9 protein-coding genes are annotated in these 16,991 nt (G+C 66.3%); all 9 read right to left on the bottom strand.

Translation table 11 applies throughout. From position 1 onward, the window contains the following. Positions 1 to 140 precede the first annotated feature (140 nt). The gene (locus tag DM374_RS34075; protein ID WP_110970155.1) at positions 141 to 9,425 is read right to left on the bottom strand and encodes a beta-propeller fold lactonase family protein; all 9,285 of its coding nucleotides are present in this window, start codon (positions 9,423 to 9,425) and stop codon (positions 141 to 143) included. 35 nt (positions 9,426 to 9,460) lie between these two features. Then, positions 9,461 to 11,020: a TadE/TadG family type IV pilus assembly protein gene (locus DM374_RS12820; RefSeq protein ID WP_110970156.1), complete on the bottom strand. Its 1,560-nt coding sequence runs from the start codon at positions 11,018 to 11,020 to the stop codon at positions 9,461 to 9,463. A 216-nt stretch (positions 11,021 to 11,236) separates the two neighbouring features. Next, the gene (locus tag DM374_RS12825) at positions 11,237 to 11,626 is read right to left on the bottom strand and encodes a YbaN family protein (RefSeq protein WP_110970157.1); all 390 of its coding nucleotides are present in this window, start codon (positions 11,624 to 11,626) and stop codon (positions 11,237 to 11,239) included. Beyond that, on the bottom strand, positions 11,623 to 12,192 hold the full coding sequence (locus tag DM374_RS12830; RefSeq protein WP_110970158.1) for a TadE/TadG family type IV pilus assembly protein: 570 nt from the start codon (positions 12,190 to 12,192) through the stop codon (positions 11,623 to 11,625). The genes DM374_RS12825 and DM374_RS12830 overlap by 4 nt, the downstream gene beginning before the upstream one ends. Next, positions 12,189 to 12,761 (bottom strand): TadE/TadG family type IV pilus assembly protein, encoded by a 573-nt coding sequence (locus DM374_RS12835; RefSeq protein ID WP_110970159.1) that lies wholly within the window; start codon positions 12,759 to 12,761, stop codon positions 12,189 to 12,191. The genes DM374_RS12830 and DM374_RS12835 overlap by 4 nt, the downstream gene beginning before the upstream one ends. Before the next feature lie 18 nt (positions 12,762 to 12,779). Next, positions 12,780 to 13,640, bottom strand: a complete 861-nt coding sequence (locus DM374_RS12840; protein WP_110970160.1) for a tetratricopeptide repeat protein — start codon at positions 13,638 to 13,640, stop codon at positions 12,780 to 12,782. A 31-nt stretch (positions 13,641 to 13,671) separates the two neighbouring features. Continuing rightward, positions 13,672 to 14,628 (bottom strand): type II secretion system F family protein, encoded by a 957-nt coding sequence (locus DM374_RS12845; RefSeq protein ID WP_110970161.1) that lies wholly within the window; start codon positions 14,626 to 14,628, stop codon positions 13,672 to 13,674. Then, a complete protein-coding gene (locus DM374_RS12850) occupies positions 14,625 to 15,617 on the bottom strand; it encodes a type II secretion system F family protein (RefSeq protein ID WP_110970162.1) in 993 nt (330 codons plus the stop codon). Before DM374_RS12850 ends, DM374_RS12845 begins: the two co-directional genes overlap by 4 nt. Beyond that, entirely contained in the window at positions 15,618 to 16,988 is a 1,371-nt protein-coding gene (locus tag DM374_RS12855; protein ID WP_110970163.1) for a CpaF family protein, read from the bottom strand. Positions 16,989 to 16,991: the final 3 nt, after the last annotated feature.

Raw genomic sequence — 16,991 nt, forward strand, 5'->3', positions numbered from 1 at the left:
AAGATTGCTTAAGGTCGGGGAGCCGGTGGTGTGGGTTCGGGCCTCATCGCCGGCAAGCCTGCTCCCACAAGGTGCGGTGCATGCAATACCTGTGGGAGCCGGCTTGCCGGCGATGAGGCCGCGAATCGGCCTCCGGGTGCTTACAGCGCAGCCAGCATCTGGCTCAGCGACTGGCTACCAGGCAAGGCAGCTTGCTGGTGCTGCCCTTCGGCGCTGAGCTGCACCTTGATCGACGCCTGCTGCCCCTGGGCATCCAGCCCGCGCAGCATCAGCTCCAGCTGGCCGAAGCGCGCCAGTTGCCGGTTATCGACCCGCAGCTCGCCGCTGCGCGGGTCGAAGCGGATCCAGCCCGGCAGGTCGAGGCCGTTGGCCAGACGCAGGCTGACCTGGGTCTGACCGCCGCGGCCTGGCAGCAACCCCGTTGGAAGCTGTACCACGCCATCGACGCCGGCCTGCACATTGATCTCGGGGGGAACGGCGGCGCTGCCGATCACCAGCGGATCCAGGGTAATGACCGTGCTGGCGACGGTATTCAGGTCGTCGGGCTCGGGCAGGTCGTCCGGCTCCGGCAGGCGGGCGATGGCCTGGCTTTCCTCGGTGAAGGCGGTCCGGCTTTCCTCGGTTTGTTGCAGTACCTGTTCGGCGCTGGCCGGGGCCTGCTGTTGAACCGCTGCTGCCGGCAAACCGATGCCCGCACCGCTCTGTCCGGCAGGTTGTGGCCAGTCCTGGTCACTGTCGCCCTGTTGGAGCACTACGGGCGTGACCCTGTCGACCACAGGCGGTATGACGGGGGTTACAGGTTCGACCGGGTCCACTGGATCTACTGGGTCGACCGGGTCCACCGGATCAACGGGGTCCACAGGGTCGACCGGGTCCACGGGATCAACAGGGTCCACTGGGTCGACTGGGTCCACGGGATCAACAGGGTCCACTGGGTCGACTGGGTCCACGGGATCAACAGGGTCCACCGGGTCGACCGGGTCCACGGGATCAACAGGGTCCACTGGGTCAACCGGATCAACCGGATCAACAGGCTCCACGGGATCAACAGTCCCCGCCGTCCCGGTCAGCCGCAGACCGCTGCTATAGGTCGCACTGTCCGACTGCCCGTCATTGAGCTGGATGATCAGGCTGATGGTTTCGTCGCCGCTGCCCGTGCTGTTGGCGAACGACAGCTGGCGCAACAGGTTGTTGACCTGTGCGGTGGTAAGCGCGGCGTCGATGCTCAGGGTCATCTGCCCGCCGGCCGATTCCAGCTGCGCCACTTCGACGCCGTTGAACAGCACCTTGCCGTCCTTGAGGCTGAAGCCATTACCCTCGATCAGGCCGAACTGGTCGGCAGACGAGCCGTCGAACTCGCGACGGATGGTCAGGCTGGCGCCCTGGTAGTTGCCCTGACCGTTATTGCCGGCGTCCAGTTCGTAGTCGCTCAGGCGCAGGGTGGGGGCCAGGGCCACTGGCTGGCCGCTGCGGTTGTACAGTGGATCGGCCGTGCCGGCGGCTTTCAGCACCGCCAGCCCGTCGCCGAGCACCAGCGCGCGGCCATCGCTGCCAAGCAGCAGTTGCCCGGCGCTGTTCAGGGCGGCCAGCGAGCCCGCCGCCTGCAAACCTTCCACCGTGCTGTAGCGCTGCACCGTGCCGTCGGCCTGGCTGATGTAGAGCAGCCGGCCATCGCCGGACAGCCGCAGGCCGCTGATGTCTTTCAGCGCCAGGGTTTCGGTGACTTTCAGGGTCTTTCCGGCAGTATCGAGGGTGAGGCGCTGCACCCCGTTGGCGTCGGCGATGTACAGGGTCTTGCCATCGCTGCTGACTTGCAGTTGTTCGATTTTGAAGGTGATTGCCACCCCGTTGGCGTCGACCTCGCCGTTGCTCAGGTTGGTCACCAGGGTCAGTTCGCCATTGCTGTTGCGGCTATAGACGATCACCCCCGCGTTCCTTTGGAACTCGGTAGTGACGATCAGGTAGTCACCGCGCACGCTGAGGGCGGACGGCTGCCAGAGCCACGGCTCGCCGAAGGCGGAGGTGGGCAGGATGCGATTGAGGGTCAGGCTGCCGTCGCTGCCACGGTTGAACACCGCAATGGTGTACTCACCGACCACATACGCCAGCTTGCCGTCGGCGGACAGGTCGAGGTCCTTGAACTGGGTAATCTCGTTGTTCATCTCGTCGGTGGTGGTCACCACTTGCACCAGGCTCAGCGCACCCAGGGCATCGCGCTGGTAGACCCGCAACTGGGCGTTGTTGTTGGCCGACACGTAGAGGTTCTTGCCGTCGCTGCTCAGGCTGATGCGCTGGATGCTGGTCAAGCCGTCGGCCAGCGCCAGGTTGCTGACCAGCGTCACCTGGCCATCGGCGCCAAGACTGAACAGGGCCAGGTGGCCTTTGGCGTCCGCCAGGTAGAGCAGCTTGCCGTCGGCACTCAGGGCCGCGCCGCTCAGTTCGCCGAGACCGGCGAGGCTGGCGGTGGTGCGGGTCACGCTGAAGTCGCCGAGGGACAGCAGGGGATGATCCTCCACCACTGGCGTGTCATTGAACAATTCGGTTTTGATCTGTACTTCCAGCACCACCGAGGCCAGGCGACCGTCGCTCAGGCTGACCGTGAAGCGCTGCACTTCATCCGGGCTGTGGCTGGTGCTGGCGTAGGTGAGCTGGTGCAGGACGTTATTGACGTCCTCCGTGGTCGGAATGGTCCCGGCATCATCGTTGAAGCGCACGGTGACCTTGCCGTTGCCACTCTCCACGCTGCCGATGACCACGTTGCCCTTGAGCAATTTGCCATCCACCACCTTCAGACCGTTGCCTTCCTGGAAGCCCAGGGTGTCGCCGGCTTTGACGTTGAGCAAGGTCACTTCCAGCGTGCTGCCCTGGTAGTTGCCCAGACCGCCGTTGAGGGCGTCCATCTGGGCGTCGCGCAGGGTGGCGGACGGTGCCAGTGCCACGGCACTCTCGCGTTCGCGATAGAGCACCGCCGCGCCCTTGTTTTCCACCACCGGCGCGGTGTTTGTCGCCGCCGGCCCGAAGGTCACCGTGACCGCGCTGGCCAGCGTGGTGAGGGTTTCGCCCTGGACGCCGTATTCGACGTATTCGTCGATCGCCAGGTTGATCTGGCGGCTGCCGCTGTTATCGCTGCCGCTGTTGTAGAAGGCCAGGCTGTCGATCAATGCGGCGGCTTCAGCGGCCGGTTTCATGGCAAAGAGAGTCAGGATGGTCGTGCCATTCTCGTAGCGCACCTGGTATTGCAGGTTGTCGCGCAGAGTGCCGAAGCCTTCGCTGTCGAGGTAGATCTTCTGGTCGCCGACCACGATCACGTCATGCTGCTTGGTCGCATCCAGAGTCAGGATGATCCGCTGTACGAGTTGCTCCGCTTCGATGGTGTCGATGCTGGTCTTGTCGAACAGCTTCACCGGCACGCCGAGGTCGATCAGGGTCGGGTTCAACGGGGTGCTGTCGAGGATTGCGGGGTCGTTGATGGCGACCAGGGTCACACCGATGTTCTGCGCCGCGCGGTTACCATCGCCGTCGAGGAAGACCATCTGCATTTTTACCTGGGCGCCGTCACGGGTCGGGTCCTGGCTGACGTTGCGGTAGTCGAGTTGACGCAGCACCTGCTGGGCATCGGCCTGGCTGACCGTAGCGGTGAAGGTCAGGGTCAGCTTGCCGCCTTGTTGCAGTAGCGTGGCGATGACCGTGCCGTCCTTGAAGAGCTCGCCGTTGACCAGGCTAAAGCCGTTGCCTTCGCTGAAGCCGAACAGGTCATCGGCGGAGGCACCGCCCTGGCGGGCGATTTCCACCGAGGCGCCGTTGTAGTCGCCCAGTGTGTCCAGTTGCAGGTCGCTGACAGTGGCCGAGGGCAACAGCGCTACTGCGCCGTCGCCTTCGGTGAAGGTCAGGCCGGTGAGGCCCGGTTGCAGGGTGTAGAGCTTGCCACCGTCGTTGTTGCCGCCTACCAGGTAGAGGCTCTTGCCATCGGCACTGAGGCTGAGGCCGGTCAGCTCGTTCAGGCCGCTTTCGTCATTGCCGTAGCGGCGACCCTCGCCGTTGAGCAGCCCGTTGCTGTTGCGGGCGTAGCCGGTCAGGGTCTTGCCGCCAGCGATGAACAACGCGCTGCCATCGGCACTCAGGGCCAGGTCAACGGCGTCGTTGGCCACCGCCCGGCTGGCGAGCAGTTGCAGGTTGCCGTCGCTGCCGAGGGCGAGGATGCGCAACTGGACGTTGCTCTGGTCCACCCGGTCGATGGCGTAGATGAAGCGACCATCGGCGCTCTGGGTCATGGCGGTGAGCGAGTGCAGGGTGGTGCCGTCGCCAAGGCCGGCGCGCGCCACTTCGGTGAGGCTGCCGTCGCTGCCGATGCGCAGGCTGACCAGCAAGTCGCTGGCGCCCAGGCTGCTGGCCAACAGGTATTGGCCGTCGCTGCTCAGCAGCAGGTGGCTGGGGTTTTCCAGGCCCGGCAAGGTGGCGAAGAGCGCCTGCTGGCTGAGGCTGCCGTCTGCGGCCTGGCGCAGTTGGAGGATGCCGGCGCTGGTGGCCAGGTACAGGTTGTCACCTTGCTGGACGATGTCCTCGATGCTGGAAAAATCCCCCAGGCCGCTGCTGGAGAAGCTCGACGCCAGTTGCAACTGGCCGCTGTCGCTGTTGCGCGAGAACACCAGGACGTTGCCGTCGCTGTCGTTGCGAGTCAGCACGTAGAGCCATTGCTGGTCGGCGGACACCAGCAGCTTCTCGGCGCCGGTGAGGCTGGCGCTGTCGCTACCGAGGGTTTGCAGGAAGGTCAGGTTGCCCTGGTCATCACGGCTGAACACGATCAGGTGCGGCGTGCTTTCGCCGGCCCAGTCGGTGCCGTCGCTGACCACGTAGAGGTACTTGCCGTCGCTGCTGAGCAGGGTGTCGCGGGAGGCGAGCAGGGCGCGGTAGTCGTAGTCGATGTTATCGATGGTCTCTACCAGTTCCAGGTCGGTGCTGGAACCGCCGAGGCTCGGCCGCTGGTCAGGCTGGGCCTGCACTTCCAGTTCGAGGCTGATGACCTGTTGCGCGCCACGGGCGTCGGTGGCGGTGAAGGTCAGCCTGTACACACCGACGGTGCCGTCGGCAGGGCTGCCGCTCAGTTCGCCCGTCAGCGGGTCGAACACCAGGCCGGCGGGCAGGCCGTCGAGGGTAAAGGTCAGGGCGTCACCATCGCTGTCACTGAAACGGTCGAGGGGCAGGGTGATCTGCAGGGCCTGGCCGATTTCGATCGGTTGCAGCGCGGCGAAGGGTTCGCTCAGTTGTGGCGCGTGGTTGACCAGCACGACGATTGGACGCTCGGTCTGCTTGACGCCGTCGTTGAAGCGAATGGTCAGGTTCAGTTGCTTGTCCGTGGCGGTGGGCCCGGCGACGTAGTTCAACTGGTGAAGAATCTGGTTGGTGACCTGGCCGTTGACCGCAGCGGTCAGGGTCACGGTGAGGGTGCCGGCGCTTTGCACGAAAGTCGCCACTTGCTGACCATCGAGCAGGATGCGCTGGCCGTCGAGGCTCAGGCCATTGCCGGCGCTGAAGTCGAAACGGTCGGCGGCGTTGGCGCTGGTGGTGCGGGCGAGGGTGATGACCAGGCCCTGGTAGCTGCCGAGCGCCTCGTAGTCGACGTCACTCAACTGCATGCCGGCGGCGACGTGGGTCGGGGTGTTTTCGTTCCAGTGCACGTTGTAGCGCGCAGAGAAGATTTCCAGGCCGCTGTTGATCAGCGCAACGCCACTGTAGATGTTCTGGCCGTCCGGGCTGACGGCCAGGAAGGCGCTGTTCTTGGTCAGGCCGCTGATGTTGCTGTCGAAGGTCAGCAGCCCGGTTGCGCTGTCACGGTTGAACACCATCAGCGAGCGGCCGTTGGTGGCGACGTAGAGCGTGCTGCCGTCGGGCGACAGGACCATGTTGCGCATGGCAGTGGCGGCCAGCAGGTCGTGGGTGTTGATGTAGCCGGTGAAGGTCACTTTGCCGGTGGCCGGGTCGCGGCTGAAACTGGTGAGGTAGGCCGTGTCGTTGGAGTTCAGGTAGACCGAGCGGCCGTCCGCCGACACCACCACATCGGTGGCATACAGGTAGCGGGTGGCGTTGTCACCGGTTGGCTGGGCGGCGCTGTTGGCATCGGCGGCAATGCTGGCCGCGGTGATGCGCTCGACAAAGGTCAGCAGGCCGGTTGCCGGGTCCCGGGCCAGTACGGTCATGCTGTTGTTGCTGGCATTGCCGATGTACACCGAGGTGCCGTCGGCCGTCAGCGCGATCGAACTGGGGCGTGGCATCTGCGCGGTGTCGTAATAGCTCCCCAGGTAGGTCAGGGCCCCGCTGTCCGGATCACGGGTGTAGATGCCGATCGCCGCCTTGCCGGTGCTCTGGAAGGCGGAGTTCATACCGTTGATGGTGTAGAGCGATTTGCCATCGGCACTGATGACGATTTCCGTGAGCATGCCGTCCAGACGGACAAGGGCCTGGGTGTCGGTTTGCTCGCGGATGATGTCGTTCTGTGTGGCGGCGACACCGGCGTAGCTGAGCAGGCCGGTGCCTGCATCGCGGCTGAAGCGCAGCAGGGTGGCGTAGCCCTTGGCACTGTCGAAACCGGCAACGTAGACCGACAGGCCGTCGCCGGAAGTGGTCAGCGAGGTGATGCGGTTCAGGCCATCCACCTCGATCGCGCTGGTGGCCGGGTCGTCGCTGGCGCCCTGGGTGAAACTCTGTACCAGGCTCAAGGCGCCGCTGGCGCCATCCCGGGCGTAGACCCGCAGGTAGCTGATGCCGCCACCGTTGCTGCCGGTGGTGCCGGACAACAACAGGGTCTTGCCGTCGGGGCTGACCTGGACGGCGGTGACGTATTCGCTGTACCCGCTCAATTGGCCGTTCAGGTAGAACAGGTCGGCCTGTGGGTCCACCTGTTCGGTTACCGTCGGCGCGGTGCCGGTCTTCACGGTCAGGCTGCTGCTGATCTGCAGGGTGCTGGTGTCGCTGCCACCGCCGCCGCTGCCGCCGTTGTCCTGCACGCTGGAAAGGGTGACGCTGCGCTGGCCGCTGACGGCCACCGGATTGTCGTTGCGGTAGCTGATGCCGTTGACCAGGGTTTGCAGAGCCGAAGGCGCAAGGCCGGCGGCGCTGCTCAACACCAGCGTCGCGTCGTCGCCGTCGACGCTGTAGGTGTACGTCATGCCGTTGGCCAGGGTGCCGCTGGCGGATTGGCCGAGGGCGATGGCGGTGTTGTCCACCAGCACGAATTCGTTACTGGCGCCGGCCACGCCGGCGAGGGTCAGGGTCAGGCTGCTGATGCTCTGGCCGGCCTCGCCGGTGTTGACCTGGGCGTCCTTGAACAGTTTCACCAGGGTGCCGTAGGTGTCGTAGGTCGGGTTGACCACTGTGGTGGCGCTCAGTTGCGGGGCGCTGTTGACAGTGATCATCAGGCTGACGCGCTGTTCGCTGCTGTCCAGTTGGCCGTCGTTGGCCACCAGACGCAGTTCCACCTGGCCGCTGTCGCTGGTATTGCGATAGATCACCTGTTGCAGTAGGGCATTGGCTTCGGCGCGGGTCAGCGCGGCGCTGATGCTCAGGGTCAACTGGCCGCCGCTCTGCACGAAACGACCGATTTCCACGCCGTTGCGCATCAAGGCTTCGCCATTGAGGCTGACACCGTTGCCGGCGGCGAAGGCGAACTGGTCAGCGGCATTGGCGCCGCCGACCCGTTCGAGGGTGATGCGCATGCCGCTGTAGTCGCCGGCGCCGGAGGCCAGTACATCGGCGTTGCTGTCGCTGAGTTTCAGGCCCTGGCCGATCACCAGGTCACTGGCGCTGAGGTAGGTGCGCACGCTGGTGAAGCGGCTGACTCCGCTGCCGGCCACCAGCATCGACTGGCCGTCGGGGCTGGCGACCACCGCCTTGGCGCCGGTCACGCTCTGGCTGCCGGTTTCGCTGAGCAGGCCGCTGCTGGTGTTGACCTGATACTGGTGCAAGGTGCCGTCGGCGCTGGTGGCGTAGAGCTGGCTGCCGTTGGCGCTGAGGGTCAGGCCGTTGACCTCTGCAAGGGCGATGCTGTCGATGCGTAACAGGCCGTCGTTGCCCAGTTGATAGACCTGAATTACCCCTTGCTCGCTGTCGCCCAGGTAGATGAAACGGCCATCGGCGCTGGCTGCCAGGCTGTGGTCGGTGGTGCCATCGAAGCTACCGTCGGTGGTGTAGGCCCAGCCCTGATCGACCACCGACAGGCTATCGTTGCTGCCGCGCTTGAGAATCGTCAGGGTGTCGCGGGCGACGAACGAGTCCGGGTCGAGCACCACGTAGACATAGTCGCCGATGCTCTGCACCAGCTTGGCCCGGCCCGACTGCAGCGTGCCTTCATTGAGGGTCTGCAGGGCGCTGGTGGCGATGGCGCCGGTCAGCGCGTCGCGGCTGCGCACTTCGAGGCCGCCGTACAGGGTGGTGAAGTAGACCTGCTTGCCATCGTCCGACAGCGCCAGCCCGCGCAGGTTGCCGACGCTGGTGCCCTGGATGCGGCTGAGGGTGCCGTCCGCCGCCACCTGGAAGGTATGGATAGTGTCGCTGCTGGCGCTGTAGAGGAATTTGCCGTCCTTGCTCAGGGCGACATCCACCAGTTCGGTCATCCCGCTGGGCGCGGCGAGGTTCTGCACCAGGCTGAGCATGCCCTTGGCATCGATGCCATAGACCAGCAGCCGGCCGTTGTCGGCGGCGGCATAGAGGAACTTGCCGTCGCCGCTGTAGATCGCCTCTTTCAGGGTGATACCGCTGGTGGTCAGGGACTGCGCCAGGTCCAGCGGGTTGTCGCGCTCCAGCACCGGCGCGCGGTTAACCCCGCTGATCAGGTTGACCGTCGCGCTGATGTTCAGCGCGGTGCTGTCGCCGCCTTCGCCGCCGTCGTTGATATCGCTGAACTGGGTCAGGCTGATGGTGCGGCTGCCGTTTTCCGGGGTGCCGTCGAGGGTCTGGTAGCGGATGCCTTCCACCAGCGCCTTGACGTCGGAGGCGCTGTTGGCGAGGCTGGAATGGAAATTGATGTCGATGGTGGTCGTGCCACCGGTGCTGCTGACGGTGTAGCTGTAGAACTTGTCCGCTGTCTCGCCGCTCGGGGGGCCGTCGAGCAGGATCTGCGTGCCGTCGATCAGCAGGGCCTCATGGCTGCCGCTGCTGTTGAGGGTGATGCGCAGGTTGTTGAAGTGCTGGCCGCTGTCGTTGGTGTCGGCCAACACATTGCTGAACAGCGGGCTGCCGCTCACCGCGCCTTCGGTCACGGTATGGGTGACCTGCGTTGCCTCGGCGCTCAGGCTCGGCGCATGGCTGGCCGCGGTCTGCTGGGCATCGGCCTGGTCGGCGGTCTGCACCGCGGTGGTCACCGCGGCGGCGTCGAACATCATCCTCGGTTCGAGGGCCAGTGCCAGGCTGGTGTGGGGCTTGCGGTTGCTCATGGCGTGTCCTTGTCGGGAAGCGGAAAGAGGGGCGGTCAGTCGATCAGGCGCACGAAGCGTTCGTGCTTGATCTTGTTGGCGATGTCGCGAAGCAGACTGCGTAGCTGGGCTTCGCCGTCGCCGAAGTTCTCGGCATTGGCGAAGGTCATGCTGCCGTCCTGGGCGCAGACCCGCAGACCGGGGCCGGCGACCCGGTCGAAGAGGCGGCGGCCGAAGTCGTTGGGGTCACCGGGGCGAACCCCGAGGAAATGAAACTTCAGGCCACGGGCGACGAAGCTGTTGCACAGGCTCATGAAGCGCCGGCCGGCAATGTCGTTGGACGACACCGTGGAGTTTTCGCCGTCGATGGCCTGGCCGACCTCGGCGTTGTACGAGTCGGTGTCGAACCAGTTACCGCTGGTGTTGGCCAGCATGACCACGATCTTCACGTTGTCGCCCTGGCGGTCGGCGTTGAAGTCCAGTGGCAGGCGGCTGTCGCCCCAGCCGGCGGACCCGCGCATTTGCGGCGAGAGGCTGGCGGCGGCCCAGCCCATGGCGATGGCGTAGTTGGTGTTGAAGCGGGTCGAGAACTCCTGTACGCGGCGCTCGATGCGGGTCATGTCGCGGGTCAGCGGCAGCAGGGCGGCGGCCGGACAGCCACGGTCGGCGACCATCCAGCGGATGTCGTTGACCCCGCTGGCCTGGCCGAAGTCGGGGTTGGGGCCGGTCCAGGAAATTGCCGGCGCGCCGGGGCTGCCGTTCTCCGGCAGGTCGTGGCGGTAATGGATCTTGAATTGCCCGGACGGCGGCTGGTCCCAGTAGTAGTTCTGGCCCAGGCTGAGGCCGCGGTAAACGCACAGCAGGTTGGCGCGGCGGTCGGGAATGCGCTGGTCGGCGAGGCCGCTGTAGCCGGTGCGGAACAGCGAGCGCAGTTCCACCGGGGTCAGCGCACCAGGCGCGGCCCAGCGACGGATGCGTCCGCTGTCTTCGCTGCTGTAGACATTCACCGACTGGCTGTAGGGCACCAGGGAAATCCAGGTCTGACCGTCGGGGCGGGCGCCCAGCACCTGCTCGGCGAACTCGCGGACCAGACGACGCAAGGCTGCAAGGTCCCGGGCCTGTTCGCTGAGGGTGTTGGGGATTACCAGAGCAACTTCCACCGGCCGATTGACCACCTCCACCGTGGAACTGACCTGCATGCGTTGCGTGGGTGCTTGCAGCAGTTGCGACTCGGCGCTGTAGGCGGCGCTGACGGTCAGGCGCACCACGCCTTCGCCGTCGCGCTCCTGGGTGATATTGATGGCGTCGCCAGCGACCTGCTTGCGCAGGGCCAGGTCGGTGCCGAGGTTGGCCTGCACCATGCTCGTTGCCAGTTGCTGCATCTGCTGCTGGCTGAGGCGGTCATCGAGCAGGCGTTGATTGCCCACGGCCATGGCTGCGGCGTCGGTGGCGCGCTTGAGCTGGGCGGTGTTTTCCAGGGCGCGGCTCTGGTCGATGACATAGGCGGTGGCCATCAGCGCACCGCCGAGCACCAGAATCGCAAAGGGCGCTACGGCCCCCTGTTGTTGCCGGGCGAAGTGACGGAGGCGGGTTGCGAAGCGGGGGAAAGCGGGCATGGCGGGACGGGTTCCTGCGCAGTGAGCGGGCCGGAGGTGCCTCGGCCGAGGGTGGCGACAAAGATAAGAATCGTTCTTGTTCGCGGCAATTGGCGCATCATTAAGATTGCTTAAGGGTGGGGGCATCGCGAGCAAGCTCGCTCCTACAAGGTCCGCGGCACGTCGCCTCTGTAGGCGCGAGTTTGGCGGGGCGCCGAACCCTTGGGAGGTGGCCCTCTAACCCCGCTCCGGCCGCGACCAGATAAACACCGCCCCGCAGCCCATCCCGCCGCCTGCGCACAACAACAGCCACAACGGCGGCTGGTGCCACAGCAGCAATCCCAGGCACAGCAGCATCGCCACGCTGGCGACCACTTTGCTCCGCCGGCTGATAAACCCGCCCGCCTGCCAGTCGCGCAGCAGCGGACCGAACAGGCGGTGCTGTTCCAGCCAGCGGCTCAGGCGCGGGGAACTGCGTGATGCAGCCCACGCGCTAAGCAGAACGAACTCGGTGCAAGGCAGCCCCGGCAGGATGGCGCCGAGCACCGCCATGCCGAGGCTGGCCCAGGCCAGCAGCAAGTACGCCAGGCGTTTCAGCCCTCGCGCCTGAGGGACGGTCTGGCTCATTCGTCTTCCTGTGGGTCGAGTTCGCGGGTCAGGACGTCGTCCAGGGTCGGCGTGCCGTGTTGCAGGCGGCTGATGGCCTGGACTTCGATCTTGTCGCTGCCCAGCAAGGCGTAGCTCAGGGCCAGGGCATCGACGCTGGCGCACACCTGCACCACCACTGTGGGCACGCTGGTCAGGGTCTGTTCGTCATCGGCGCGCAGCGCATCGGGGAATTCGCCGGTAAAGCGCGAGCCGGCACTGTGCCGTTCACACACGCCCTGAGCCTCGCCGCGATACAGCGGTCGCCAGTTCATGCTGCGGTCGCTTTCGACCTTGCTGATGATCAGTTCGACCGGTGTGCGGTTCATGCTGGTGGCGCGCTCGACCAAAGCTTGCAGGCCATTGTTGTCGAGGGTGCTTTGCACCCCGAGCACCGAGGCGATGGTGTGCGCCGACTGTTCCATGTAGCTGCGTGCCTGATGCAGGTTGTAGAGGTCGGCGGCGAGCAGGGTGACGCCGATCAGCACCGGGAACACCAGTACTGTTTCCAGCAAGGCACTGCCACGCTGAGATTGCTTGCGCTTCATTGGCTGTCCTCGTTGTCCGGGTCGCTGGGCAAGTTGCCGAGGAGGTGACGGTATTGGTACTGGTAGCCGTCGCCGAGGCCGAACAGGCCCGGGAAGACGGTCATGTAGTCCTGCTTGAGGTCCACCGTGACGCTGAGGATCGGTGGCGAAAACACGGTGTCCAGCGGCGTTTCAACCGTGGCTTCACCGTCGCTGCCCGTCTCGCTGGCGCTGCTTGAGGCGCTGGCGCCCGGGCGCGATTCGCCATAGCGGCGCAGGTTGTCGAACGGCAGCACATCGACCTTCAGTTCGCCCGCCTCGATCAGCCCGAAGCTGCGCGCCTGCATGCTTTCGGCCAGCCGCTGCTGCAGGTCGCTGGCGCCGAGCCGGTAGTAATCCGGCATTTCCCGCAGGCGCTGCACGGCATGTTCCAGCGCCAGGTTGCCGGCGCCGATGACCAGGGCCATGTGCGCCAGTTCGAACAGCATCATCAGGCCGAACAGCAGCACCGGCAGGATGAACGCGGTTTCCACCGCAGTGACACCGTCATCGGCGCCGCGCAAGCGACGCAGGGCAACGAGCAGTTTCATCGACGCTCTCATCGACAATCAGTCCTGGCTGGCCAGTTTCAGGGGTTGCTGGCTGGCGGCGAGCAGTTCGCTGTCGACCGGCGCGCCGTTGACGATGCGCTCGCGGGTGGCGCGGAAGCGCTCGAGGATGTCCTGGGCGTACTGCGGCTCCAGGTTTTCCTCAAGGATGCGCAGGGCGGTGTCGTCGTGGCCGTCCAGCACCCAGGCCAGGGCCAGGTTCAGTTGCAGGGCGACTTCGCCGCTCTGCCGCGCACCGTTGAGCAGGCCGATGGCCTTGCTGCGCTCGCCGTCGGCCAGCCAGCTCAGGGCCAGGTTATTGGTCGCCGGGCTGTAACCGGGTTCCAGCGCCAGGGCTTGCTGGAACGACTCGCGCGCCGCAGGGCGCTGGCCGAGCAGGGTCTGCGCCACGCCGAGGCCGTTGAGCAGTTGCGCGCGCTGGCTGTGTTCGCCTTGCACCTTCAACGCGCAACTGAAGTTCTGTTCGGCGCTGCTGGCGTTACCCAGGGCCAGCGCGGCGCGGCCCAGTCCACCGCACAGGGCCTGACGCTGGGCCGGGTCGAGGGCGGCGAGGTCGCTTTGCTGGCGGGCGCGGTCGTACAGCGCCCAGGCATCGCGCGGCGGGCGTACGGCGGCGGCGACGCTGGCGTACTCCAGCAGGTAGGCACCGGTGAGCGGGCTGCGCTGGTCGAGTCGCTGGTAGACCTCGAACGCGCCTTCCAGGCGGCCGTTGTCGCGCAGTACCCGGGCCAGTTTCAGCGCTTCGCGGTTTTCCTTGCCTGACAGCGTCGGGGCGCCGCCGGGCAGGGCCGAACCGAGGCTGCTGCAACCGCTGAGGGTGAGCAGGGCCAGGAGGGTCAAGGTGGTCAGGGAGCGGGGCATGGCGGTCACTCGAAAAGGGCAGTCGATAGGTTCAGTTGGACAGCAGGCGGACGATGCGCACCAGCGCCGGCGCACCCATCATCGCGATGATCGGCGGCAGGATCAGGGTCATCAGCGGCACGCTGAGCTGGGCCGGAAGTTTGCCGGCGCGCTCTTCCAGGGTGAGGATCAGGGTCTTGCGGCTCTCGTCGGAAATCGTCCGCAGCGCCTGGGACAGCGGCGTGCCGTAACGCTCGGCCTGGATCAGGGTCGAAACCATGCTGTCGATGCCGCTGACGCCGGTACGTTCGGCGAGGTTGAGCAGGGCGCGCGGACGGTCGGCGAGGATCTGCAGTTCGGCGCAGGTGTAGCGCAATTCGTCGGCCATCTCCGGCGCCGACAGCGCCAGTTCCTTGGCCACCACTTGCAGCACGCGGCCCAGCGGCAGGCCGGCTTCGGCGCAGATCACCATCAGGTCGAGGGCGTCTGGCAGACTGCGGGCCAGCCGGCCACCGCGGCGGGCGGCGCGCCATTTCAGCCACAGTTCGGGGATCAGCCCGCCGACGAACAAGGCCACCAGCGACGCGGCGACGCCGTTCAGGCCAAAGCGTTTGCCCGGTTCCATCAGCGCCATCACCAGCGCCACCAGCAGCAGGCCGAGCAGGTACTTGCCGGCCACCAGCAGGCCGAGGGCCTCGCGCTGGCGCAGGCCGGCCATGGCCAGCAGAACGCCGAGCTTGTCGCGGTCACGCGGGCTGCCGGCGGCCTGTTCGCCAACCCGGGCCACGGCTTGCAGCATGGCGAGCAGACGCGGCGGTGATTGCAGGCCCTGGTCGCGGAGGATGTCGGCGCTGCCGCTGGTGGGGCTGCTGGCCGCACGGCGGTTGAGGCGTTCGTGCAGCACCGGCTGGCGCTGCTGGCGATACAGGCCGATCAGGCCGATGCCAAGGCCACAGCAGAGCAGGCCGAGCGCGGCCTGGATGAACGGATCCTGGAGCAAGCTGTTCATGCGATCTTCCGTACCATCAGGTGGGTGATGACCAGGCCCAGCGTCACGCTGCCGAAGGCGTAGAACAGCACGTTGTTGCCGGTCGGGTCGTTGAGCAGGAACTGGAAGTCGCGCGGTGAGTTCAGGTACATGTAGCCCAGCGCGCAAGGCACCAGTGCCGCGACGATCTTGGCCGAGGCGCGGGCCTCGGAGGTCTTGGCCTGCACCTTGAGGTGCAGCTCCTGGCGTTCGCGCAGGGTCGCAGAGAGACGATCGAGGGTTTCGCCGAGGCGTCCGCCGGCTTCCTGGTTGATGATCAGGATCACCGCGAAGAAGCGGTATTCATTGAGCGGAATGCGGTTGGCCGAGTCCTGCATCACCTGGCGCAGCGGCAGGCCGAGGCGCAGCCAGTTGTCGATCTCGGCGAACTCCACCGACAGCGGTCCGCTGATGTTCTGCGCCACCAGGGTGAAGGCGTTGCTCACCGGCACCCCGGCGCGGGCCGCGCGGGTGATTGCATCGATCGCCTGCGGCAGGCTCAGCTTGAGGTCGTGCAGGTAGCGGTTCATCGCGTTGCGATAGATCACTGCGGCAACGCCGACGAAGGTCAGCACCGCCAGCAGGCTGCCGTACAGCCACGGCCACGGCATCTGCCGGCCCAGTACCACGCCGACGATCAGGCTGGCGACGGCCAGCAGGCCAAGGCGTGAACGCAAGGTGCCGTGCCAGCCGAGGCTGCGGGTACCCAGCCACAGACGCCCGAGCGGCGCGCCCAGCAGCGGCCAGCGGGTACAGGCTGGGGCGTCCTGGCCACGCAGCAGGTCGGCGTTTTGCTCCAGGGCCAGGGCCGCGCCCGGATGCGCCGCGACGAAACCGGCCTTGAGCGCAGTCAACCGTTCGGCCTGGGCCTCGGCGCGCTGGCGTTTGCGGCTCAGGCTACGGACCGCGAAGAAGCCCAGCAGCACGCAGAGGAACACCAGCAGGGTGAACAGATCGAGCAGCGCGTCCATTCACTGGCCTCCCGTGAACAGGTGGGCGTGCCGGGTGTAGAACTGCGGGCGCTGGCCGCTGGCGTTGAACTGGCCGACCAGGCGCCCGTCGGCATCCACGCTGCTGGTGGTGAAGCCGTACAGTTCCTGGGTCTGGATCACGTCGTTTTCCATACCGCAGACCTCGGTGATGGAGACGATGCGGCGACCACCGTCGCGCATCCGCTCGACCTGGACGATCAGGTTCACGGCACTGGCGATCTGTCGGCGGATGGCCTCCAGCGGCAGTTGCATGCCCGCCATCATCACCATGTTTTCCAGACGCATGATGGCGTCCCGCGGGGTGTTGGCGTGGACAGTGCAGAGCGAGCCGTCGTGGCCGGTGTTCATCGCCTGGAGCATGTCGAAGCTTTCGCCGCCGCGAACCTCGCCGAGGATGATGCGGTCCGGGCGCATCCGCAGGGCGTTGCGCACCAGGTCGCGCTGGTCGACCTTGCCGGTGCCTTCGGCGCTGACCGGGCGGGTTTCCAGGCGCACCACGTGACGCTGTTGCAGTTGCAACTCGGCGGCGTCTTCGATGGTGATCACCCGGTCCTCGTCGCTGATGTTCTGCGACAGGGCGTTGAGCAGGGTGGTCTTGCCCGCGCCGGTACCGCCGGAAACCACGATATTGAGCTTGGCCAGCATGCCGCGCTTGAGCACCTCGGCCATTTCGAAGGACAGCGCGCCCCGCTCGGCGAGGATGTCCAGGGACATGTTGCGGCGCATGAACTTACGGATCGAGATGGTGGTGCCGTCGATCGCCAGCGGGTAGGTGATGACGTTCACCCGGCTGCCATCGGCCAGCCGGGCATCGACCATCGGGTGCGTTTCGTCGATGCGCCGGCCCACCGCTGCGGCGATGCGCTGGGCGGTGTTGAACACGTGTTCTTCGTCGATGAAGGTGATCGGCGACAGCTCCAGCTTGCCGTAGCGTTCGACAAACACCTGCCCGGCGCCGTTGACCAGGATGTCGTTCACCGAGTCGTCGCCCAGCAGCGGCTGGATCGGGCCGATGCCGACCATCTCGTTGAGCATTTCCTCGCCGACCGCCTGTTCTTCCTGGCGGGACAACTGCAGGCGGCTGTCGTCGCAGATCTTACGGATCACCGACTCGACCTGCTGGCGCAGGGCATCGCGGCCGAGGGCAGCGGCCTTCAATGGATCGATCTGGTCGTAGAGCTGGTTGCGGATCAGCCGACGGTTCTGGGTGCCAAGGGTGTCCACCGGGCGGGCGGGGGCCGCGCGCTGCACCGAGGTCGGCTCGGTGCTGGCGCGGGGGCTGTGGGTCGGCGCGGGCACGTCGCTGACGGCGACGGCGGCGAGGTTCTTTTTCGGGTGTCGGATGATCATTGG

Origin of the sequence: Pseudomonas huaxiensis, from assembly GCF_003231275.1 — a bacterium.
Taxonomy (GTDB): domain Bacteria; phylum Pseudomonadota; class Gammaproteobacteria; order Pseudomonadales; family Pseudomonadaceae; genus Aquipseudomonas; species Aquipseudomonas huaxiensis.